Source organism: Mycoplasma sp. ATU-Cv-508, assembly GCF_004011945.1.
Taxonomy (GTDB): domain Bacteria; phylum Bacillota_I; class Bacilli_A; order Mycoplasmatales; family Metamycoplasmataceae; genus RYZV01.
The window spans coordinates 587,675-608,582 of record NZ_RYZU01000001.1 but is presented as its reverse complement, the minus strand read 5'-3'; the positions used below and the strand labels follow the sequence as shown (position 1 = coordinate 608,582).

31 protein-coding genes, 1 tRNA gene, 1 other RNA gene and 5 pseudogenes are annotated in these 20,908 nt (G+C 42.9%); 7 read left to right on the top strand and 31 right to left on the bottom strand.

Annotated elements, in window-relative coordinates:
* Positions 1–161: 161 nt before the first annotated feature.
* From CSH31_RS03730 to rplM, 14 genes and pseudogenes are all read right to left on the bottom strand, one after another.
* A complete protein-coding gene (locus CSH31_RS03730) occupies positions 162–1,289 on the bottom strand; it encodes an APC family permease (protein ID WP_236630712.1) in 1,128 nt (375 codons plus the stop codon).
* A 75-nt stretch (positions 1,290–1,364) separates the two neighbouring features.
* Positions 1,365–1,945 (bottom strand): annotated as a pseudogene (locus CSH31_RS04720) (hypothetical protein).
* A gap of 44 nt (positions 1,946–1,989) precedes the next feature.
* Complete coding sequence (locus tag CSH31_RS04715) at positions 1,990–2,469, bottom strand: hypothetical protein (protein WP_236630711.1); 480 nt, start codon at positions 2,467–2,469, stop codon at positions 1,990–1,992.
* A gap of 70 nt (positions 2,470–2,539) precedes the next feature.
* Positions 2,540–2,863, bottom strand: coding sequence for a hypothetical protein (locus CSH31_RS03720; protein WP_128008870.1), 324 nt, complete (start codon positions 2,861–2,863; stop codon positions 2,540–2,542).
* Positions 2,839–3,549, bottom strand: a complete 711-nt coding sequence (locus tag CSH31_RS03715; protein WP_128008869.1) for a DNA gyrase C-terminal beta-propeller domain-containing protein — start codon at positions 3,547–3,549, stop codon at positions 2,839–2,841. Before CSH31_RS03715 ends, CSH31_RS03720 begins: the two co-directional genes overlap by 25 nt.
* Positions 3,550–3,736: 187 nt before the next feature.
* Positions 3,737–3,973 (bottom strand): hypothetical protein, encoded by a 237-nt coding sequence (locus tag CSH31_RS05080; protein ID WP_345775187.1) that lies wholly within the window; start codon positions 3,971–3,973, stop codon positions 3,737–3,739.
* Positions 3,966–4,262, bottom strand: coding sequence for a DNA gyrase subunit A (locus CSH31_RS05075; protein WP_345775201.1), 297 nt, complete (start codon positions 4,260–4,262; stop codon positions 3,966–3,968). Before CSH31_RS05075 ends, CSH31_RS05080 begins: the two co-directional genes overlap by 8 nt.
* 14 nt (positions 4,263–4,276) lie before the next feature.
* A complete protein-coding gene (locus tag CSH31_RS05070) occupies positions 4,277–4,792 on the bottom strand; it encodes a DNA gyrase subunit A (protein WP_161565726.1) in 516 nt (171 codons plus the stop codon).
* Positions 4,793–5,072: 280 nt separating this feature from the next.
* Positions 5,073–7,006: pseudogene (locus CSH31_RS03690) on the bottom strand (DNA gyrase subunit B).
* A 177-nt stretch (positions 7,007–7,183) separates the two neighbouring features.
* Positions 7,184–7,699, bottom strand: coding sequence for a sugar phosphate nucleotidyltransferase (locus CSH31_RS03685; protein WP_345775186.1), 516 nt, complete (start codon positions 7,697–7,699; stop codon positions 7,184–7,186).
* A gap of 89 nt (positions 7,700–7,788) precedes the next feature.
* The gene (locus tag CSH31_RS05065; RefSeq protein ID WP_345775185.1) at positions 7,789–7,908 is read right to left on the bottom strand and encodes a sugar phosphate nucleotidyltransferase; all 120 of its coding nucleotides are present in this window, start codon (positions 7,906–7,908) and stop codon (positions 7,789–7,791) included.
* Positions 7,909–8,038: 130 nt separating this feature from the next.
* Positions 8,039–8,113: transfer RNA gene (locus CSH31_RS03680), tRNA-Ile, on the bottom strand.
* Between the two features lie 13 nt (positions 8,114–8,126).
* Positions 8,127–8,518 (bottom strand): annotated as a pseudogene (gene rpsI / locus CSH31_RS03675) (30S ribosomal protein S9).
* Positions 8,518–8,950, bottom strand: a pseudogene (gene rplM, locus CSH31_RS03670) (50S ribosomal protein L13). Before rplM ends, rpsI begins: the two co-directional pseudogenes overlap by 1 nt.
* A gap of 167 nt (positions 8,951–9,117) precedes the next feature.
* Between rplM and CSH31_RS03665 the strand changes: the two are divergent.
* From CSH31_RS03665 to CSH31_RS03645, 3 genes are all read left to right on the top strand, one after another.
* The gene (locus CSH31_RS03665) at positions 9,118–9,426 is read left to right on the top strand and encodes a DNA cytosine methyltransferase (RefSeq protein ID WP_161565725.1); all 309 of its coding nucleotides are present in this window, start codon (positions 9,118–9,120) and stop codon (positions 9,424–9,426) included.
* Positions 9,427–9,606: 180 nt separating this feature from the next.
* Entirely contained in the window at positions 9,607–9,996 is a 390-nt protein-coding gene (locus tag CSH31_RS03655) for a DNA cytosine methyltransferase (protein ID WP_128008862.1), read from the top strand.
* A gap of 148 nt (positions 9,997–10,144) precedes the next feature.
* Entirely contained in the window at positions 10,145–10,639 is a 495-nt protein-coding gene (locus CSH31_RS03645; protein WP_161565723.1) for an ATP-binding protein, read from the top strand.
* A 1,515-nt stretch (positions 10,640–12,154) separates the two neighbouring features.
* On the opposite strand, the gene CSH31_RS04435 is transcribed toward CSH31_RS03645, so the two are convergent.
* From CSH31_RS04435 to CSH31_RS03605, 9 genes are all read right to left on the bottom strand, one after another.
* Positions 12,155–12,313 (bottom strand): hypothetical protein, encoded by a 159-nt coding sequence (locus CSH31_RS04435; RefSeq protein ID WP_161565722.1) that lies wholly within the window; start codon positions 12,311–12,313, stop codon positions 12,155–12,157.
* Between the two features lie 200 nt (positions 12,314–12,513).
* Positions 12,514–12,897, bottom strand: a complete 384-nt coding sequence (locus tag CSH31_RS03635; RefSeq protein WP_128008859.1) for a hypothetical protein — start codon at positions 12,895–12,897, stop codon at positions 12,514–12,516.
* Positions 12,881–13,114: a hypothetical protein gene (locus CSH31_RS03630; RefSeq protein WP_161565721.1), complete on the bottom strand. Its 234-nt coding sequence runs from the start codon at positions 13,112–13,114 to the stop codon at positions 12,881–12,883. The genes CSH31_RS03635 and CSH31_RS03630 overlap by 17 nt, the downstream gene beginning before the upstream one ends.
* Positions 13,084–13,920, bottom strand: a complete 837-nt coding sequence (locus tag CSH31_RS03625) for a hypothetical protein (RefSeq protein WP_128008857.1) — start codon at positions 13,918–13,920, stop codon at positions 13,084–13,086. The genes CSH31_RS03630 and CSH31_RS03625 overlap by 31 nt, the downstream gene beginning before the upstream one ends.
* A gap of 109 nt (positions 13,921–14,029) precedes the next feature.
* Positions 14,030–14,662, bottom strand: a complete 633-nt coding sequence (pgsA, locus tag CSH31_RS03620; protein WP_127943031.1) for a CDP-diacylglycerol--glycerol-3-phosphate 3-phosphatidyltransferase — start codon at positions 14,660–14,662, stop codon at positions 14,030–14,032.
* Positions 14,663–14,721: 59 nt separating this feature from the next.
* On the bottom strand, positions 14,722–15,153 hold the full coding sequence (locus CSH31_RS03615; RefSeq protein ID WP_128008856.1) for a hypothetical protein: 432 nt from the start codon (positions 15,151–15,153) through the stop codon (positions 14,722–14,724).
* 68 nt (positions 15,154–15,221) lie between these two features.
* Positions 15,222–15,529: RNase P RNA component class B (gene rnpB / locus CSH31_RS03610), an RNA gene on the bottom strand.
* A 200-nt stretch (positions 15,530–15,729) separates the two neighbouring features.
* The gene (locus CSH31_RS04430) at positions 15,730–15,903 is read right to left on the bottom strand and encodes a hypothetical protein (protein ID WP_161565720.1); all 174 of its coding nucleotides are present in this window, start codon (positions 15,901–15,903) and stop codon (positions 15,730–15,732) included.
* 7 nt (positions 15,904–15,910) lie between these two features.
* Positions 15,911–16,090, bottom strand: coding sequence for a DivIVA domain-containing protein (locus tag CSH31_RS03605; protein ID WP_128008855.1), 180 nt, complete (start codon positions 16,088–16,090; stop codon positions 15,911–15,913).
* Between the two features lie 28 nt (positions 16,091–16,118).
* Between CSH31_RS03605 and CSH31_RS04705 the strand changes: the two genes are divergently transcribed.
* The 4 genes from CSH31_RS04705 to CSH31_RS03595 all read left to right on the top strand — a co-directional run bounded on the left by CSH31_RS04705 (position 16,119) and on the right by CSH31_RS03595 (position 17,802).
* Positions 16,119–16,616 carry a hypothetical protein gene (locus CSH31_RS04705; protein WP_236630710.1) on the top strand — a complete coding sequence of 166 codons (498 nt, stop codon included), beginning with the start codon at positions 16,119–16,121 and terminating at the stop codon, positions 16,614–16,616.
* Positions 16,562–16,918 carry a leucyl aminopeptidase family protein gene (locus CSH31_RS04700; RefSeq protein ID WP_236630709.1) on the top strand — a complete coding sequence of 119 codons (357 nt, stop codon included), beginning with the start codon at positions 16,562–16,564 and terminating at the stop codon, positions 16,916–16,918. The genes CSH31_RS04705 and CSH31_RS04700 overlap by 55 nt, the downstream gene beginning before the upstream one ends.
* Positions 16,900–17,364, top strand: coding sequence for a leucyl aminopeptidase family protein (locus CSH31_RS04695; RefSeq protein WP_236630708.1), 465 nt, complete (start codon positions 16,900–16,902; stop codon positions 17,362–17,364). Before CSH31_RS04700 ends, CSH31_RS04695 begins: the two co-directional genes overlap by 19 nt.
* Before the next feature lie 153 nt (positions 17,365–17,517).
* Positions 17,518–17,802, top strand: a complete 285-nt coding sequence (locus tag CSH31_RS03595) for a hypothetical protein (protein ID WP_127943027.1) — start codon at positions 17,518–17,520, stop codon at positions 17,800–17,802.
* A gap of 3 nt (positions 17,803–17,805) precedes the next feature.
* On the opposite strand, the gene CSH31_RS03590 is transcribed toward CSH31_RS03595, so the two are convergent.
* The 8 genes and pseudogenes from CSH31_RS03590 to rpmJ form a co-directional block, all read right to left on the bottom strand.
* A complete protein-coding gene (locus CSH31_RS03590) occupies positions 17,806–18,510 on the bottom strand; it encodes a lipoprotein 17-related variable surface protein (RefSeq protein ID WP_127943026.1) in 705 nt (234 codons plus the stop codon).
* Positions 18,511–18,605: 95 nt separating this feature from the next.
* Positions 18,606–18,964, bottom strand: a pseudogene (gene rplQ / locus CSH31_RS03585) (50S ribosomal protein L17).
* 1 nt (position 18,965) lies between these two features.
* Positions 18,966–19,241 (bottom strand): DNA-directed RNA polymerase subunit alpha C-terminal domain-containing protein, encoded by a 276-nt coding sequence (locus CSH31_RS03580; protein ID WP_128008854.1) that lies wholly within the window; start codon positions 19,239–19,241, stop codon positions 18,966–18,968.
* 5 nt (positions 19,242–19,246) lie between these two features.
* Positions 19,247–19,465, bottom strand: coding sequence for a hypothetical protein (locus tag CSH31_RS03575; protein ID WP_128008853.1), 219 nt, complete (start codon positions 19,463–19,465; stop codon positions 19,247–19,249).
* The gene (locus tag CSH31_RS03570) at positions 19,420–19,956 is read right to left on the bottom strand and encodes a hypothetical protein (protein ID WP_128008852.1); all 537 of its coding nucleotides are present in this window, start codon (positions 19,954–19,956) and stop codon (positions 19,420–19,422) included. Before CSH31_RS03570 ends, CSH31_RS03575 begins: the two co-directional genes overlap by 46 nt.
* Positions 19,957–19,962: 6 nt before the next feature.
* Positions 19,963–20,379 carry a 30S ribosomal protein S11 gene (rpsK, locus tag CSH31_RS03565; RefSeq protein ID WP_127943023.1) on the bottom strand — a complete coding sequence of 139 codons (417 nt, stop codon included), beginning with the start codon at positions 20,377–20,379 and terminating at the stop codon, positions 19,963–19,965.
* Positions 20,380–20,382: 3 nt separating this feature from the next.
* The gene (gene rpsM / locus CSH31_RS03560) at positions 20,383–20,748 is read right to left on the bottom strand and encodes a 30S ribosomal protein S13 (RefSeq protein ID WP_127943022.1); all 366 of its coding nucleotides are present in this window, start codon (positions 20,746–20,748) and stop codon (positions 20,383–20,385) included.
* Positions 20,749–20,768: 20 nt separating this feature from the next.
* Complete coding sequence (gene rpmJ / locus CSH31_RS03555; RefSeq protein ID WP_127943021.1) at positions 20,769–20,882, bottom strand: 50S ribosomal protein L36; 114 nt, start codon at positions 20,880–20,882, stop codon at positions 20,769–20,771.
* Between the last annotated feature and the right edge of the window lie 26 nt (positions 20,883–20,908).

Genomic DNA, 20,908 nt, shown 5'->3' with positions numbered 1-20,908 from the left:
TTGCGCGGACTGCCAAAAAATGAGCGCTTCGCCGACCGCGACCGTCAGCGCTGTGCCAACTAGACAAAAGAGAACTTGCATCCCTCCATCATCTAGAGCCAGCGTTTTTTCGCCGACAACAACCGCACCAAAAATATAGAGAAAAATGCTTAAGATTACGATTAATGTCGGTAAAACGCTAATGATAACTTGAACTCAGAGCGGACGCGAATTTTAAAAGGTCTTGCTAAGTCAGGCTCACGAATTCGTAGTTTGAGATAGGCCGGGAAAATTAACAAATAAGGCAGTAAGAAGACGACGGCCGAAAAAGCGTAAATTGACCAAAATAAGTCGCTAATTTTACCGTCGCTTGAAAGTGATCCGGCCAAAAGAACGACGAGCGTGCTAACTAGACCGGTAATGATGGAAGACCAAAGCGGTCCGTTCGTAGCGCGAATACGGCTAGCAAAAAGTGCCGGAAAAGCGCCGCTTTGGGCCGACTCAATAATCGTGCGGTTGGCACCGGCGGTTCAAGTGATCATGTTGCCAAAAAAGGTGAAAAGTAAAAAGAGCGCGATAATCTCAACTATCCATGGCAAGTTGAAAGCGGTTTTAATCGTGTCAATTAGACCGTTTGAAATATCTATTTCCTTCACATCTAAGACAATGTTAACCGCGGCGGTACCAAGCACATAAGCAATGATGGTAGTTAAACCAGCGATAATGATGCTCTTAGGTATCGCCCGGCTCGGGTTATCCATTTCGCTTGATGTGTTGGAAGATAGTTCAAAGCCTGATAAGTTGTAGATTATAACTGGCAAAAAACATCACGCCTTTGGATCAACTAGGAATAAAACCAAAGTCGGGTCAAGAACGGGCGTGCTAACCGAGCGGTTTTGAACTAGCCAAACAATTCCCGCACCAATTAGAGCGATTGTCACGATTAGTTTGGCGATTGAACTTAAGTTGGGCAATCACTTGAGTTTGTCAATGCTGAGAAAGTTAAAACAAGTCGTTAAAAAAATTAAACTGATTGCGATGCCAATTTGAGTTCAAAGCGTTAGTTGGTTGCCAAAGAAGGTGTAAGACAAAGTGCTGGAAAAAGCGATAAAAACCGAAGGCATCCAAAGCGCGACGTTAATTCAGTAATACCAACTGCTGCGAATTGCCCAGCGCCGACCAAAGGCCCGGTTTACCCAAGCAAAAATGCCGCCTTCATCGCCAATTGCCGCGCCGAGTTCGGCGCTAATAAAACCGTAGGGCAAAAAGTAAATAAGGCAAAAATTAAAAGTCAAACGATCGACTGTCAACCAATTGCCGCTGCCGCGGCAAAAGAATCCAAAACAAAAACGGCGGCAAAAGTGAAAAGAACGATGTCGCTAACTTTAAGTTTTTTGACGGGTTTTTGGTTCATGACTCGGCTCGCTTACGGCATGGTTGTAAGTGTAGCGCTGTTTCCAAGGACGGTGGCGATCGTTAAGGTAATTCTCAATTAGGCCGCGGTGGTAAGCCCGCACGGCCTGGTCGGCCTGGTCAAGACGCGGATAGATGTAGTAAGCCAAAAGCGCTAACTGAGCCGTCAAACGGTTTTCCGACTGGTCAAAGACAATCGACTGAGGACCGTCCATCACACTGTCTAACACTTCAACGCCGCGCGAAGCGGGCAGACAGTGCATAAAACGAGCTTGAGGGCCGGCTTTTTGAGAACAGCCGGCGTCACTTGGTAAGTCGGTTTAAAAGCCTTGACGCGCTCTCCGGCTTCGCTTTCTTGGTCTACTCACCACCATAAGTCGGTGTAAACAAAGTCAGCGTCGGCAACCTCGTTCATATCGTCGGTCACTTTAACACTGCCGCTCTTAGCTTGGGTGATGTTTTGCTCAGCGATTTTAATTCACTCGGCGGGCGACTGGTATTTCTTGGGCGCAATGTGAACAAAGTTCATTCCCATTCTAGTCGTAATGTGCATAGTAGAACTGCACACATTCGTGCGGTCGCCGATAAAGACAACTTTTAACTGACCAAAAGAAAGGTTTTTAGTTTTGCTAGGGTCTGCGTGTTCGAGCATCGTGAATAAATCGCAAATTGCTTGCGTGGGTGGTTGTAATCAGAAAGACCGTTAAAAACAGGTACGTCGCTATACTTGGCAATTTCCAAAATCGTGCTGTGTTTAAGAGCTCGGCAAAAGATCCCGTCGCACATACGGGAAAGCACTTTGACCGTGTCATAGAGTGATTCGCGTTCGCCCAGGTGAATTTCACCAGGTTTTAAATACTGAGCGTGACCGCCTAAAAGCGTCATAGCAGCCTCAAACGAGACGCGAGTGCGAGTTGAGGGCTCTTCAAAAATCATCGCCAAAGTGCGGTTTTTAAGTAGTTCAGGGACGGCTCCGTTGTAACGAGCGTCTTTGAAATACTTCATAAGTTTGAGCAGAGCCAAAATGTCATGGCGCGACAAATCTTGGGTATCAACAAAGTGACAAAGCTTATTCATAAGGACAAACCTCTTCTTCAATTAGATTTTGTAATTATAACCGAGCCAGCTAAGCGCGAAACTATCTGAACTACTTAAGACTGTCTAAAATGTCATCAATCGATAGTTGGCTAGCTTTATCAAGATCTTCCTCAGCCTTAGCAAAGTCAGCCTCAAAACTATCTTTTTGCGATTCGCTAAAAAGTCACGAACCTTGGTGGAGACGGTTGTAATGCATGATTGAAGCATCATCTAAATGTTTGAACTTAGTGAGCGAGAAGCCAGTTTGGCTAGTGGTAATTTCTGCCTCTTTAAAATCAATGATTCGTTTTTCTTCTCCGCGTCTTACGTAGATTAGCGTTTTGGCCAGCACGATTTTAGCGTCTAAAACTAAGTGGGGAGTTTTTTTAAGCATGAGAAAAATCGGCTTACCTTTGGTGTTACGTCCCATCGGTTCAATGCTTTTAATCCGAATTCGTTTAAACCACCCCGACTAGAAACGAGTCCGATCACGTCGGTACCTTTACCGATCACTAAACTGGCCACCTGGTCATCTTGATTAAGCGCTACGGCACGAATTCCGCTTGAACGTGGAGAATAAATCGTTAACTGCGTTTCAGCATAACGCACAGCCCGACCGACCTTCGTGATGATGATGACTTGGTGGTGACCGTTAGAAGGTCGGGCGTTAATTAACTCGTCATCTTTTTCCAAATTAATCGCCCGGAGCGGACTGGTGTAACGGGTGACTAGAAAATCGCTAAGTCGAACTCTTTTGCCTTTGCCCTGGCGGGTGACCAGAACGATGTAAGCGTGGAGATTAAAATCGTGGACAGCGATCGCATCGACGACTTTTTCGTGCGGATCAATTAGAGCAAAGTCGTTGATATGTTTTCCAAAGTCTTGCCACTTAGAGGCTTCAACTTTGTGGAGCGGTAAGAAAATGTAGCGACCCAAATTAGTAAACACAAGCAGTTTGTCAGCCGTGTTAACTTGATGAAAGTAAACTAGCGTGTCGTTTTCTTTTAAACGATAATCAATTAACTGGTCGGCTCCGTACTCGGCTACGCCGACTCTTTTGATGTAACCTTGGCGCGTCACTCCTAGGTAAGCGTCTTCGTGTTTAACTAGCGCTTCTAAATCAACTTTGGTAGTGTCAATGTGAGTTTCAATTTGACTTTTACGTTTTTGACCAAAATGCTCGCTTAGTTTGGTCAGTAGGTTAATTAAATACTCATCAAACTTAGACGGGAATTAATCAGCTCCTGTTTTTGGTGAATCAGTTTAGTTAACTCTTTTTTCTCCTCGCTCAGCAAACTCTGGTCGGTGTTTGATAAGCGGTAAAGACGCAGTTCGCGATCGCCTGAGCTTGCAGTTGACTAAAATGGTGCTTGGCTACTAGCGCTTCAATCACGGCTTGCTTGGAGCCAGAAACCTCCTTAATCAACTGAATGATTTGGTCAATTATTTGGCTCGCTTTAACTAGTCCTTTGACGATTTCTAGTCGGCGCTCGTGTTTAGCCAAATCGTACTCAAGTGCGCGCAGCAGTATTTCGCGCTGGTGAACTAGGTAAGCGTCAATTTAAACCGATTAGGCCGAGTTTAACCGGAGCCCGGTTAGCGATGACAACGTTGTTGTAGTGGTAATAAACTTGAAGGTCAGTTTTACTAAAAAGGTAAGCCAAAATTTTAGACGGGTCGCTCTCTTTGTTTAATTCCACCATAATCCGAATGCCATGGCGGTCGCTTTCGTCGCGCACTTCTTTAAGTCCGGCCACCTTGGTGTCAAGACGAATTTCGTCAATTTGACGAATTAGACGCGACTTGACTACCCCGTAAGGGATCTCGGTAATTTTAATGTAGGGGTGTTTGCTGTTAGGCGGGCTAATTTGGTTTTAGCGCGCAGCGCGATTTTGCCCGAACCTCGCTCAAACGCTTCGTGAATACCCGATTTCCCAAGCACAATTCCGCCGGTTGGGAAATCCGGACCTTTAATGATTTTGTTAAGTTCGCGCAAACTGAGGTGAGGATTGCGGATTCGAGCGATTACCCCTTCCAAAACTTCCTTTAAATTGTGGGGAGGCATATCGGTCGCGTAACCGGCGGCAATTCCCAGCGCGCCGTTAACTAGTAAATTAGGAACTAGGGCCGGTAAAACTGTCGGTTCAATTTCCGAGTCATCAAAGTTAGGCGTAAACTTAACGGTTTCTTTGTCAATGTTACGCATCATTTCTAACGCCAAAGGACTTAAGCGCGCTTCGGTGTAACGCATGGCAGCGGGCGGGTCGTCGTCAATTGAACCTTTGTTACCGTGAATTTCAACAGTGGGAAGTTGGTTTTTCACTCTTGCGCCATTCGAACTAGCGCGTCGTAAATGGAACTATCGCCGTGCGGGTGATACTTACCAATCACTTCCCCGACGACGCGAGCGACTTTTTAAAAGCTTTATCGGGTGTTAGACCAAGACTGTACATCGCGTAAAGAATCCGACGTTGGACTGGTTTAAGACCGCTCGCGAGCATCGGGCAACGCTCGGTCTTGGATAATGTATTTAGAGTAGCGGCCAAAGCGGTCGGACAAAATTCGGTCCAAAACTCTGGTTGAGAATGTGCTCGTCGCGCGGATTAAACACGGCGTCCTTTCGACTTAGCAAAGTCGTCTTCCATCGTAAACTTGACGTGACGGTTAATTCAGTTTTTGCGCGGTTCAACTTTGTCGCCCATTAAAACCGAAACTTGGCGCTCAACTTGGCCACGTTATCGATTTTAATTTTCACTAAAGTTCGGGTTGATGGATCCATGGTCGTTTCCCAAAGTTGGTGGGGATTCATTTCTCCTAATCCTTTGTAACGTTGAATCTCGGAGTTAGGGTGCTCATCTAAAAGCGTCGAGAGTTCTTGGTCAGTTCAAGCGTAGCGGTGAGTTTTCTGACCTTTTTCATTCCAGGCAACGCGGTAAAGCGGCGCTAAAGCGATGTAAACTCCGCCAGCCGCTACCAGTGGTCGCATGTAGCGGAAAAAGAAGGTGAGGAGCAAAGTTTGGATGTGCGCTCCGTCAGTGTCAGCGTCGGTCATAATGATCACTTTTGCCGTACTGACAATCTTTGATGCTAAAGTCTTTCCCGACTCCGGCGCCAATTGTGTTAATAACAGTCGCGATTTCTTCGTTTTTTAAAACGTCCACTAAACGCGCTTTTTCAGAGTTAATCACTTTACCTCGCAAAGGTAAGATAGCTTGGTGACGGTGATCGCGCGCCGACTTGGCACTGCCACCAGCCGAATCACCCTCAACCAAAAAAGTTCGCGTTCAAGCGGGTTTTTCGATTGGCAGGGGTTAGTTTGCCCGAAATGATCCGCGTTTGCTGGAGCGTCTTCTTGGCACTGCGAGCTTCGTCGCGAGCTTTACGAGCTGCTTTACGAGCTCGCGAAGCGACGAGTGATTTTTTGAATAATTTTGTGAGCCAATTTCTTTTTGTTCTTGGAGTCAAAAAGCAAGTTTATTGTTAATCACGCTTTCCACGGCGCCTTTGGCGGCCGGCGTGCGCAATGACTCTTTGTTTGGCCGACAAACTCAAGCATCTTTTCCGGAACGCGAAGCGAAATTACCGCCGTCAATCCCTCGCGAATATCGCTCCCGTCCAAGTTAGATTCCTTGGCTTTGATTAGGTTTTGCTGACGAGCGTACTCGTTAATCACTTTGGTTCAAGCGACTTTGAAACCTTGCTCGTGCGTTCCGCCACCAGTTGTTTTAATGTTGTTGACAAACGAAACGATTGTCTCGGCGTAATCGCGTTGTACTGAAAGCCAATTTCCACCTCAATTCGGTCTTGACCGCCTTTAAACACAAACGCTTTAGTGAGGTTGTTTTTTGATTCGTCAATGTAGTGGACAAAATCGGCGATGCCGTGGTGTGACACTAACTCGTCTTGACGACCATCAATTTCCGAGCGAAGCTTAACCGTTAGTCCAGCAGTTAAAAAGGCTGACTCGCGCAGTTTCTCCCAAATCCGGTCGTAATCAAATTTAACCGAACGGAAAATGCTTTTATCCGGTCAAAACTGAACGCGGGTCCCCGTCTTGTGGGTCGTCTCGACTTGGTGAGTTTTTTGCTTAATGTGCGTGTTTTCAAAGGTGGTCAAGTAGTGGTGACCTTGGCGAAAAACGCTGACAATAACTTTGGTTGAAAGAGCGTTAACAACCGAAGCTCCTACGCCATGCAAACCTCCAGCTGTGCGGTATGCACCTTTTTCGTCAAATTTGCCACCGGCGTGCAATTCGCTAAAAACTAGTTCAACGCCCGATTTACCAGACGGTTTGTGAATATCAAACTGGTATCCCACGACCATTATCTTCCACGATAATCGACCCGTCTTGTTTGAGAACAACTTTGATTTTGTCGGCAGATTTGGCCAGCACCTCGTCAATGCCGTTATCAATCATTTCCCAAACTAGGTGGTGCAAACCCTGGTTATCGGTCGAGCCGATGTACATTCCAGGTCGTTTCCGAACTGCCTCTAAGCCTTCAAGCGATTTGAGACTACTAGCGTCGTACTTACCCATACATTGCAATTATAACTGACTTAGAAAGTGGCGACCGAGGCTAGGAGGCCAGGATTTTCTTGACATTAGTGCGAATGTGATCGCTAATGGCCGGACCAATTTCAGGATCTTTGAGCGCTAAATCGATGTTAGCTTTGACAAATCCTTCCATTGACCCAAGGTCGTAGCGCTGTCCCTCTAACTCAAAAGCGTAAACTTTTTCGTGGCCTTGCTGAAGTTTATCAAGGGCGTCAATACGTTCAACTCTCCTCGCTTACTTTGCCAACCGCGTTTGAGTTCAAGCAGAATCTCCATCACTTTGGGTTGTAAAAACGTAGCGGCCCATCACCGCGTAGTGACTGGGGGCTTTTTCGGGAGAAGGTTTTCCACTGCGCCTGAAATTTGGAAAAGATTGCCCTCTCTGGATGAGTTAACTGTTGGCTTAACTACTCCGTATAAATGAACTTTTTCAGCGCTAACATTTTGAACCCCGATAATCGTTGAACCTGTTTGGTTATAAGCGTCAATTAGTTGCCCAATCGCTGGCCGTTTAGAAACAAAAAGGTCGTCGCCTAAAATGACAGCAAAAGGTTCATCGCGCAATAGGTCGTAAGCAACCGAAATAGCGTGACCGATGCCGAGTTGTTTGTTTTGGATCGCGATAGACACTTTAACGAGCTGATTAGTTTCAACGACTTTTTTGAGCAAAGTCACTTTACCCTTTTCGCGTAGTTCGGATTCAAGTGGATCGTTAAGCGTAAAATATTTAATGATGTCTAACTTGCGGGGTGAAATGACTAAAATTACTTCCTCAATTCAGCAGAAGCGGCTTCTTGAGCTAGGTAATGAATAATTGGTTTATTGAGCACTGGAACTAATTCTTTGTGAATCGTTTTCGTAAGAGGTAAAAAGCGGTCCCTCATCCGGCAGCTAGAATAACAGCCTTCTTAACCGGTTTAAAAGTTTTTTTCACGACTATCCTTTCCCTTGATAAGCAAGGCCATTATAGCAACAAAAAAACCCGACGCTAGGTCGGGCTTGGCGCGTTATATGTGCGAATGAATGGAATCGAACCATCGACCTCACGATTATCAGTCGTTGTGCTCTGACCGTCTGAGCTACATCCGCAAGTAACGTGCTTTTAACGTTTGGAGAACTGGCGAGCACGCCGTGCACTGCGTAAACCAGGTTTTTCCGCTCTTTACGACGTGGATCACGAGTTACCATTTTGGCTTTTTTCAGCGGAGTACGGTAGTCGGGCGAAACTTCTAAAAGAGCGCGGCAATGCCAAGACGAATAGCCCCAGCTTGACCGCTAGCCCTCCTCCGCTCACATTAACTTTAATATCAAATTGGTTTTCAGTGTTAGTTAGGGTAAAAGGTTGCAAAGTGTCTTGATTAGAAGCGGAGACTTTAAGTATTCTTTAACTGGTTTTTGGTTAATAGTAAACTTACCCTGACCAAGCATCAGTAAGACACGAGCAGTTGAAGATTTGCGACGTCCAAGACCACGGTAATTTGTTTTTGCTTCCATTATTTAACCTCAATTTGCTGGGGATTTTGAGCCCAGTGTTTGTGTTGTTCGTCGGGATAGACGTAAAGATTAAGTCGTTGCTTACGACCAAGTTTAGTGTGAGGCAGCATCCCGTGAACTGCTTTTTCAACTAAGCGAATCGGATGACGTGCTCTAAATCACGAGCGTTAATTGTCTTTAGTCCACCAGGATAACCCGAGTGGCGGTGATAAAGTTTTTTGATTTCTTTTCGGGACTAAGGCCAACCTTGGCTGCGTTAATAACAATGATGCAATCACCCATATCAACGTGAGGAGTAAAGTCAACTTTGTGTTTGCCTCGCAAGTAACTGGCTACGAAAGTAGCTAGGCGTCCAAGCGTTTGATCTTGGGCGTCAATTAAATACCACTTGCGGTGGACTTCTTTGGGTTTAGCAATCGTTGTCTGGCGCATAAATCAACTTTCTTCCCCAAAATAGGGAGGTTTAATGCCATGTAATTATATTACATTTTTTTGATAAACAACTAACTAAATGATCAATGAGATTTAGGCGCATTTTGCCCGCATTAAAACTCATAGTTCGTGCCACCGGTTAATCAGTTTGTAATTATAATTAGTTGGTGAAAAAGATAGTGGGTGTTGATCTCTTCTGCGGCATAGGCGGTTTGACTTATGGTTTGAAACAGGCAGGAATAGACATCAGAGTGGGCGTAGACAATGACCCTACTTGCAAGTATGCGTTTGAGAAAAACAATGGGGCTAAATTCATTTGTGAGGACATAAAAAATGTTAGGGGCAAAGATTTACTAAAGCATTTTCCCAGCAAATCCTACAAATTAATTGCAGGTTGTGCTCCTTGCCAACCTTATTCTACTCATCAGAACAAAAACGTGGATAAAAGAAAACACAGCAAGTATGTCTTATCTTAGAGATGCTCCGGATTATAAAGGAGGTAAAGCCAGAGTTTGTAACGATGGAAAATGTTCCTCAAATACGTTTTGACCACTCACTGAAGAAGTTCGTAAAGTGATTTGATGCTAACAACTACGAAACTTTTTCACGCGTAGTCAATGTCTCAAAGTACGGATACCTCAAATAGAAAACGTTTTGTGTTTGTTGCTTCAAAAATCGGGAAAATTCAACTTCCAAAAGAACTATCGAAAAGGGTTACGGTAAAAAATGCGATTGGTTGACTTCCTGAGATTAAGGCTGGTCAAACATGTAAAAACGATCTGCTTCACACGGCATCAAACTTGTCTTATATCAACCTTGAGAGAATTAGGGCTTCAAAGCCAGGGGGACATGAAGAGATTTGACCAGAGCGACTTTTACCCGCTTGTTATAAAAAAGCCACTGGCAAAACCTTTTCTGTAGTTTACGGCCGCATTGATCCTAACAAACCGGCTCCTACGTTAACCACCCAATTTAATCGTTACGGAACTGGAAGATACGGTCACTACGAACAAGATCGAGCTTTGTCTTGAGAGAGGGCGCTCTAATTCAGTCGTTCCCCAAGGATTATGATTTTGGCATAACCCAAGGAATATCAAAAACCGACATTGCCAAACACATTGGCAATGCTGTACCACCGGCTTTAGGGAAAATAATTGGAAAACTTTTGTAAGTCAAATGAGAAGGAGAAGAATAATGGAAAATTTGAAAATCACGAGTGAAAAAGAAACTGCTAAAAGGGAATATGTTATTGAGATAGGGCCGGAGATGCTTAAGTTGATAGGGACACAAATGTACAAAAACATGTACTTCATACTGGGCGAGTTAATAGCGAATGCGTGAGATGCAGATGCTGAAAACGTCTACATCAAGATAGAGAAGAACTCAGTGACAATAGAAGACGACGGAAACGGCATGTCATACAAGGACGGAGAAATCGCTGAAAAGTATTTAAAAGTGGGTATTGAAACTAGAAAAAATCAATCTGACGAATTAACCAGTAAATTACGAAGAAAAAAAATGGGTAGAAAAGGCATAGGAAAACTAGCGGCGCTTGGTTTGTCGGATACTTACACTCTTAAAACGATAAAAAATGGCGAAAAATCAGGTTTTACCCTTTCAACCAAAATGTTGGACGAAACCCGCAAATTAGAACCAATTAACGAAGAAGATGTTCACTTTTATTTATAAAAGATCACGGAACTTCAATAGAGATGAAAAATCCTAAGCACATCCTTGAAACAAAGATACCAACTATCGCAAAAAATATAACCAGAGTTTTTCCTTTCATGGATGACAACTTTAAGATTCATCTTATCAAAAACGATGAAAAATTGAGGTAGAATCTTCGCTTATTCTCTGTTGATAATTCCTTGTCAACGATAGTAACTTATGGGCAAGAATTTAAAAAATATGCGGAAAGACTTCTAATTAAGGAAAGCAAGGGTCAGTTTGAACTAAACGAGAAAGAAATAATCGTACACCTAAAAGATTTGGTAAATAAGAATGGGGAAAAAGTAAACAAGGATCTAGTAATAAAAGGATGGGTAGGTACTTACAAGGGAACCAAAGGACGCAAAAAAGAAATATTAGATTTTCCCGACAAACTTTATCTCTATTTACTCAAACAAAAAAATTGGAGCATTCAATATTTTGCCAAGTATAGGAAAAAACTCAGTTACAGAGTCGTACGTAGTGGGCGAGCTGCATGTAGATTTGCTTGAAGACAGTGATTTGGATGATATGGCTTCCAGCGACAGAAACTGGATACTTATCTGTAGATAAGAGATATGATGAAACCTTGAAAACAGCGCGCAAAATTCTGACTAAAATAATAAAAATGCGGAAAAATTACGTTGACCATAAAAACGAAGAAAAAAATAAAAACGAACGTAATAAATTGAAGAATACGCAGAAAAAGGTTAAAGAGAGTTTTTGAGTTTTGAAAACCATTTTTTTGAAAAGTTAAACAGTTATGTATCCAAGGAGTCTAATATTGACGACTTGAGGTCACCTGTTAAAAAAGAGATCTTCATCAATAAATGGAAAGAGATTTTTAATAAGGATAGCCAGGAATACCTTCAACATAAACCCTCAGGCTGACGTTAAAAAGAGAAAAATTTTAATAAGTCATACCGGTGAAGACGCGTTTTACTGCAACCTAATTTATAAAATGCTGATTAGAAATAATTTTCCCAAAGATGAGATTTTGTACACAAGCGCCAAACACCAAGAATCCAGAGTCCCAAGAACAACAAAAAGACTTATGTGAATACCTTGCATCTTGTTTTGTAAATTCTATCTCAAAAAGAAAACTCTACGTAATTTATGTTACAAGTGCAAAAATGCATAAATCCTGATTTGCGTCAGTAGGCCGGAGCTGGTTGAATAACCAAATCAGAACACAAAATCTTTAATGTTAAAAACGAAAATGCAGAGCCAAAAGCTCCATTAAATGTATCCTCTGTTTGAAACAGTGTGGAACTTGACTATAAAGAGAAAAAGGCAATTTTCAATGAACCACAATTGGATGATTTTTGTGGAACAATTGAAGATATATGCGAAAAATTTGGTTACACGCCGAAAGATAGAGAAACGAATAAAAAATGATTGAAAGCACGAGTGAAAATGATCTAAAAGGTTTCTTGCTTTGCAATAGTAGAAAAGCTTCCTCAAAAACAGTAGCAAATTGTTATTGAATTGAACTTACTTCTTTAATTTTTTAGAATCCGGCGCCAAATTCTTCTCAATGAATTCTTGAATATTTTCAACCCCGTCCACATCAACCTGGGTAGTTTTGGCTAAATCATCATCAGTCAAAGTAGTTACGATGCTGCTCAAGCAAATCGCTCTCATGATCAACATAATCGTTTTAAATCATGTTTAAGTTTAGCGGCAATTTCCCTTTCAAGACGAGCACGCTCTTTAGCTTGCTCTAACTCATCAGCCGGACTTAAAGCTCTGGTTCAATTGGCTTAAAAGGCTTTTTTTCTGTTTGTCAAACATAAAGTTTCCTTGTCCCAATTATACTTTAAAGACTAACAGGCACTTCACTGGTACTTGACTTAATAAGTAAAGCACGCTTTCAAAAGCGTTCAGTCGCTTTGGACAGACTGAGTAGTTTCGGTGCGAATAACTCGAAAACACGACTGTGCCATGTTTTCTGCGGTTCCATGGCCTCACTCTTTACGCTCACGACTGATGTTAACTAGCACGATGAAACGACCCCTGTTACTGCGTCCGCGAAACACAATTAGTCCGTTACTTTGGTAAGCAATCTTAAGAGATACAATCGTTTGGTTTTTAAGGTAGGCGTTGAAACTACGGAAAAAGTGCCAAACCGATTTTTTATCTTGAAACTGCTTTTTAACGCTCACAACTTCTTTGCTCGGATAAACATAACCAATTCGCGGAGCAGTTTTGCTAAAACCGCTAAATTCGCTTTTCATCCCAAGTCATTAAACCGTGAGCGTGAACAGCGTGGTGAGCATAGCGCAGTTGACGCAATGTTTCGGCTTCTTTTTCCTTTTCCTTAGTTAACCAAGTGCGCGGAAATTCAACGTGTTTAACTAATTTTAAGTCTTGGGAGTTAAGGGCAAAGTGGTTAGGTTGAGCCATTTCGTCACCCTGGTAAATTAGACTTGATCCGGCGTGAAGCAAGAGCAAAAAAAGCAAACTCTTGCCGCCTCGCTATGGTAAGCGTAATCACTTGCTCAGCGACTAATGATTCTGCCTGCCAAATGCGAACTAAGCGCGTGGAGACCGCGACGATGATCTATGTAGCTCCGAGCTAATTTAACATACTGATGAGGTGTGAATTTAACTTTGGGCGCTTTGGTTTTAACCGCGTGATCTTTGCCCAGCAAAGAAAAATCGTAAGTCCCTAAGTAATCGAAAAGAGGATCGTGAGACGGATTTTGAGTTCGGATTTGCTCAGGACTGAGCATGTGAGCCATGCCAATTCACAAAAATTGATCGCTCACCATTTTAACAATCGTGTAAATTCGTTTTAAAACCGCTTTAGTCTGTTCGCCCATTATAGCGGTTTTCTTAAAATCAAAAAGTTGTTCAAAGTCGCTCACAACTAATCCGGCCAAACCGTGCTTATTCCAGTAATTAATTAACTGGGTTAAGTTGCTAAGAAAGTTTTCACGTTGCTGATTTAAAACTACGTCGGTAGTTAAGTCGCCAAGCAAATACTGTTCCCGGGTTGGCAGTTGGCCGTGGCGAGCAAGTTGGTCTTGCTCCTTGACAGTTCTCTCCGAAGTAGGACGACAAAAAATGTGGCGCGGATCAATTCCGGCCAAAGAAATTTCTAGCAAAACCTTGATGCCTTTATCTTGAAAAAGACGGATTAGTTTGCCTAACTGACCAATCGTTCCCACTTCGGGTTTTAAACTCGTGAAAGTTTGTTTTGACAAAGGCAAGTCTTTTCAAACGCCTCGCAAGACCAAAGCGTCAATGCCTAGCATGGAAAAATAACCACTTGGCGGCCAAGCCGATTAGGTCGCCGTAGCATCTTGATTACCATCCTTAAAAGTGCGCGGATCAAGGATGTAAAAAGTTTGCTTACTCAAAGACTTAAGCGTTTTCATGCTCCATCGGTGTTACTTTGCTTGTTTTAAGGTTTTGATGAATGTACCAAAAACCTGACACGTAAGCCAGCAGCAAAGAAACTAAAAGTGTTGCGTTAATCATTCAAAGTTGTCAGCTAGCTTTGATAAATTCAAACTGGTTGCCAGAGCCTCAGTTTAAAATAGGCGCGACAAAAACGACCACTAAAATTCCAACTGATTGTAAGACAGTCTTCATTTTTCCGAGCATGTTAGCGGCCACTTGTCCGCGACGGTGAGCTTTCAAAATTCGTGTGCCGTCCACACAAATGTCGCGCATCACCACTAAAATCGGCACAAAGAAAGGGGTTACCTTGAGCAAAGCCAAGAAAATTAAACTGACTACCACGACTAACTTATCGGCAATTGGGTCAAACACTTTGCCAAAAGTGGTTACTTCCTGGCGACGGCGGGCAATTCAACCATCGAGTCAATCGGTTATCATCGCTAAAGCGAAGACTCCTCCGGCCGAATACATGTAAGTCATTTGTAATTGGTAAGTGGCTTTTTCGCTGGGCAAACTTAAGGCCAGACTAAAAAGAACAATTAAAGGCAAAACTAAAATTAAACGAAAAACAGTTAACTTGTTAGGTAGATTCACGGTAGACTCCTTCGATTTCACGCTGAGCTTGGTAGTAAAACGGGTGATTTTGACGAGCGTTAATTCCTTGCTCAGCAGCCGAGCGGAAAAAGTTTTAATTCATCCCGGTTATTTTTAGTTCAGTTGTTGGAATTGGATCGGCGCAGCTTTTCAAACGCTTGAACCATATCCTGGTTAGCTTCCGACTCGGACATAATTTGAAACTCTTGTTTTTCGGTTAACAGTTCAAGAGCGGTTCGAGCTCGGTGACGAATTTCGCTCATTCTAATTTTACCGATTGAAGGGACAAACTGGTCCAGCAATTTTTGGTTGTGTCAGTCAACGATTTCCACTCAAATACCAACCAGTTGGCGAGCATGTTCCTTTAATGCCTCGTGTTTTTCGGTCTCTTTTTTAACGACGTAATTTTTCCGCTTATCTTTCAAAGCACTAATTAACAGAAAAACCACCACAGTTCCGAGCAAACTTCCCAGTACAATTCAAGCTCACATTTCTGAGTCTCCTTGGTTGTCCCATTAATCTTACCAAATAAAAATAACCCGGATGGGTTATTTGGACACCAAGTAAGCCGCGTTCTGTTCCTTACAAGAAGGCTCAATCATTTATCTATGCGCGTTTGTTGAACATCGCATTCCCTGAGCAAGTTCATTTTCCGCTCGGGGACTCCTCTACCTTAATTTGAGTTTCTAGCTCGTGGAGTTTACCGCGTTTCACTCTAACTTAATAGATTCGTCTCTGTGGCACTAGTCGTCTGGGCTCAAACTTATTGGGTTTGACACGAACACTACTGCCATCGCAGGCAGTGCTAGCGCGGACTTTCCTCTACCACCTTGATCAGAACTGACTCAAAGAGTCTTGCGCTGGCATCAGTTATTCGTTATGTAGATGCAACTGTTGTATTTAAACCAAACTAATAGGAGAATAGGATGACTTTAAAGGTTCGAGTTGCTATTTGTAGACTACACTGTAAGACAAATAACCTAGCCAGACGTCTTATACGTCCTGACCAGCGGCAGCGATTGAGTTGGTGCCAACCAAATTATACCGCATTTAGGTGCTAAAAACACTTATCGGTCGCGGTTAAACCGACTATTTACCGAGTTCTTTTTCAAGTTAGAAAGTCTTTTGTGAAGAACTTGGTTGGTGCTGTTTTTGTAAAGAAAATCAAGCTGCTCTTTCAGGTTGGCGTTTTCAATTTTAAGTTTGTCAAGTTGCTCATCCTTATCGTTGACTAAGGCCACTTTTTCGCTAAACTATATCCTGAAGCGTAGCAATGTGCTGGTCATAAAGTTGGTAATCCTTGATGACTAAGTCTAAAAACCCGTCCACTTCGCCAGCGTTATAACCCGAAAGTTCGACGGCAAACTTTTTTTTCAAAATAGTTTCGTGTTTAAGATTCAGCAGCGGACGCGTGATTACTTTAGCCATGGTTTCTAAATTATAAGACAACTTTTCGGTGGTACAATTAGGGTCAGACACCGGAGAAGGTTTGATTATTATGCAATTAAAAACACGCAACCCAAAAATTATGCTTTTAAAAGGTTTTTTTTACGACAAAGACCAGCCTAAGTACATCGCGGCTAAAGTTGGATCTATCACGGAAAACATTAACAAAAATGTAGCTTTTGCTTACCTTGGTAAAGCCAAATCCTACAACGAGGAAATATTCAAAAAAGTGCCGCCGAGATCATTAAAAAAGCGCCCCGGGAATACCAAATTGACGTGGAGTCTTTTACTGCTAGCAAACGTCAGTGAAAGATTAATAGTCAACAATTTTGTCCACCTTTACAACTTTGACAGAGCCAAACTCTTCTCGCTTAAAACTCAAAAAACTCAAGCCAAGCCAACTCTTGAACTAGTTAACGTCAAAGAGAAAAAAGTTCACAACACGCGGAAATTTTGTCCCAAGCAGTTAACTACACCCGCGACTTACAAATTACGCCGCCTAACGTAATGCGTTCAACCGATTTAGCTAACCGAATTAAAAAAGACTTTCAAAAACACCCCAATGTCAAAGTCACTGTGCTTGATAAAAGTCAAATCCAAAAACTCAAAATGGGTCTGCTTTTGTCGGTCAACGCTGGATCGGCTTTTGATGCTCGGGTAGTGATTCTAGAGTACAACGGCGCGCCAAGTAGCAAAAAAACTAAAACGGTTTTGGTCGGTAAAGGAATTATGTTTGACTCGGGAGTATGAACCTTAAGCCCTCTCTCAACATGCTTGGCATGAAATTTGACATGTCAGGATCAGCCGTAGTGGCCGGAGTTATGAAAGCCGTCGCAACGCTTAAACCCAAAACAAACGTAGCCGGATTAATGATGATCACCGACAACATGATTTCGCCCTTTGCCTCCACGGCCGACTCAGTCTTTACTTCCATGAACGGAAAGACAGTCGAAGTAAATAACACTGATGCCGAAGGTCGGCTAGTTTTAGCGGACGGAATCACTTACGCAATTGAAAAACTTAAAGCGACGCGAGTAGTTGATATCGCAACGCTCACAGGCGCGATTTTAATTTCGCTCGGAGATACTTACACCGGAGCTTGAGCTAGCAGCGACCGCGTTTGGGAAGATCTTTACTACGCCAGTCAAGACGCCCACGAACTAGTTTGACGAATGCCTTTCCACGAAAAACTTCGCCAAAAACATCCGTCAATCTTTGGTGGCTGACCTAAAAAATGTGGACTACAAAGCCCCTAATAAAGGTAACTCGTGTTCAGCCGCGATGTTTTTTAAAAGAGTTTGCTCAAGACAGCGAATTTTTACACCTTGATATCGCAGGAACAGCCCAAATTAACGAAGTGCCCCAAGCGCCAATGGTTCGCACGCTTTACGAAATGGTTAGCAAGTAAAATGACGATTACCACGATAGTCTTACTTATTTTTGTAGCGCTGGTGATTTGCCTGGCCTCGGGCGCAGTTGGACTGGCTCTAGCTAATGAGCGGGGTCGCAGTCGCTGGTGAGGACTAGTGATTTGTTTTTGTTTGCCGCTGATCGGACAAATTCTCTACTTATCAATGCCTAAAAGCGACAAAACGCTTGTCGAAGAAGTTTATGAGCGCCAGATCATTGACCGCGATCAGTACGAAAAAACTCGCGAATTTCTTCGCGAGCGTGAGAAAAAAGAGTCTTCCTAAACGCTACTCAAAATCGTCAGAGGAAACATTCATTTTACGGTATCCACAAATTGATAACTGTTGGTGCCCCTCTAGTTCTCCGTTGACAGTGATACTAATTTTAAGCAAGATGCATCCCTTCGGATCGTCATAGCCTAAAACGGTTCACTCGATGTGCCAGTTTTCGTTAATTTCTATGTGATTAAGACCAAGTTGATCGGACGTGGTTTTTCCTCTGCCGCTGACTTCCGATGGGATGCTCTTGGTCTTGCTGGTCTTCTTGGTTTTTAACTCCTCAATAAAGGCGATCACGAAGGGATTTTCAATTTGAATTTTGCGGTCATAGTCATAAATTTCAATTCTCTTCTCGCGGTGAATTCACTTTTTATGAAGTCGTAGACGGATCCAAATTTTGCCTTTTTTGTTGCTAATTTGGGTAATTTGGAACTCGGGTTTAATGGTTGGGTGTTCAATGGTCACTTCAATGCCAAGCATTTCCTGAGTAACAATTAAACCTTTTTGACCAATTGAACTTGGTAAAGTACTTTTGTAATTGGTCGCAATCTTGTCGGGAATTTTGTTGAGTAACTCTTGCATGTCTTGGGCATCTTCGCGGAGTTTGGCGTAATCAACAAAATCCTCTTCCCAACCACTTGTACCACCGCAAGACAAAACTGTGCTACTTACAAAAGGCACCAACATCAGCAAACCGAAAAGTTTGTTGCGCATATCTCACCGTCTTTTCTTTAATAAGCATTCAAAATCTAGACAACTCTGTAATTAAATATACAACTGAGCAGTTGATAAATAGCGCAGTGATCAATTTAGACTAATTCAATGTAAGCCATTTTGGCGTTATCGCCAACCCGGCTGGGCGCCTTAATGATTCGGCTGTAACCGCCATTGCGAGTTTGGTACTTAGGACCAATTTTTTCAAAAAGGTATTTCCCGATCGGTTGACCTTGTACTTCGATCGGTCTTAGGAAAGCTTCGGCACGACGTCTTGAAGCAAGCGTGTTTGTTTTAGCTTGGGTAATTAGTTTGTCAACGTAACGTCTTAATGTTTTGGCTCGTGATTCGGTTGTCAAAATGCGGCGTGAGCAATCAACTGACTAGCCAAGTTGCGCATGACTCCTTTTTCTCACGTAGTATCGCGGCGAAAGACTTGGGTTGGGTTAGCCATCTTACTCTCCGTCCTCCAAGTTAATGCCAAATTCCTCTAGCTTAGCAATAATCTCTTGCTCAGACTTTTTGCCTAGGTTACGAATGTCGCTTAATTCCTTAGCCGTCAAACTAGCCAAGTCTTCCAAAGTGTTATAGCCAGCGCGTTTGAGCGAATTAAAGGAACGAACCGATAACTCAAGTTGACTAATTGGAATCGTTTTGTTCACCGGTTTTTTCTGAATTTCCTCGTGAGACATGAAAACGGTTTCGCGTTCCAGGTTTGAAACTTGCGCCATCACTTCTAGTGTGACATCAAAATGTTAGCCGCTTGAGCAAGTGCTTCTTTGGCCTCAACTGAACCGTCAGTTTTAACGTTTAAAACTAGTCTCTCTTGGACAATCGCAAAGGAGGTGTTAAGTTCAGTCACTTCAAAAGACACTCTCTCAACCGGAGAAAAATCAGAGTCAATCGCAATTAGTGAACCGAGTTGAATTTTGGACTCAATTTTGTTAGAGAGCATTTTAATAACTTGCTTGTTTTCCTCAAAAGAAACGTAACCGCGACCGTGGTAATAAACATTTCTAATTTCAATGCTCCCGCTTTGGTGACTTTGGCGATCGGTAAATTGGGGTTAACTACGTCTAATCCCGAAGGTGTTTGTAAATCACCAGCGGTAATTTGACCTTTGTCGCTCTTAAGCGTCACCCGAACAACATCGCCTTGGCTAATCAACTCGCGGTTGTAAACAAAGCGGGCTTTTTTTAAGTTCAAAATCAATTTGACTACGTCTTCTTCCACGCCAGGCAAAGTTTCAAACTCGTGTTGAACATTTTGAATTTTGACCGCAAAGGGCGCTACGCCCGTGATGGAGGAGAGCAAGACTCTGCGAACAGCGTTACCAATCGTATTGGCAAAACCGCGCTCAAGCGGTTCAATCGTAAAAGCTGTCTCATAATTATTGACTTTCCGTTTGGCTACTTCGTTGTAATTTAAAATGGCGAATTTTTTCATCTCAACCTACTTTCTCGCACTGAGTCTTTTGATAACTCGTTTAGGCGGTCTAGTTCCGTTGTGGGGAATCGGAGTGACGTCTTTGACGCTCATCACCTTAATACCAGAAACTTCGATTTGTTTCCGAGCCGCATCTTTACCAGGTCCGGTGCCTTTAATCTTAACTATCACTTCTTTAAGACCAAACTCTTTGGCTTTTTCGCTCGCCGAATTAGCCGCTAAAGAAGCGGCGTAAGGGGTTGACTTTTTAGTACCTTTGTAACCAATTGCCCCCGACGATGACCAAGCAAAGATAGCGCCCTTGGGATCGCTAAAACTAATGATCGTGTTGTTGTGCGTCGCGTGAATGTGGGCGATGCCAGTAACAATCGTGGCGCGTTTTTTCTTAGTTTTTTTAGTTTTGCTTGCAGTTTTAGTTGCCATTAACTAGCCCTTCTTACCGGCCACAGTTTTACGTGGTCCTTTGCGAGTTCGCGCGTTCTTCTGAGTCACTTGACCACGAACTGGCAGTCCTTTCCGGTGCCGGATACCGCGGTAATTTTTAATGTCTTTGAGTCTTTTAACGTTAGCGCCCACTTCACGGCGTAGTTCACCCTCAATCAAATAACTTTTGATTTCCTGGCGAATTGATTGGAGCTGGTCTTCGCTTAAATCTTTGACGCGAATATCTTCGCTAATTTGAGTTTTACTTAAAATTTGCTTTGAAAGCGACTTGCCGATCCCGTAAATATAGGTCAGCGAAATGACAACTCTCTTATCGTTTGGTATTTCAACGTTAGCAATTCTAGCCATAAGTGTACTTCTTGACTCCTTTACCCTTGGCGCTGTTTGTGTTTAGGGTTAACGCAAATAATCCGCACTGACTTATGGCGGTTAATAACGCGGCAGTTTTGACAAATTGGTTTAACTGACGTACGAACTTTCACGAAACAACTCCTATCTTCAAGCGTGT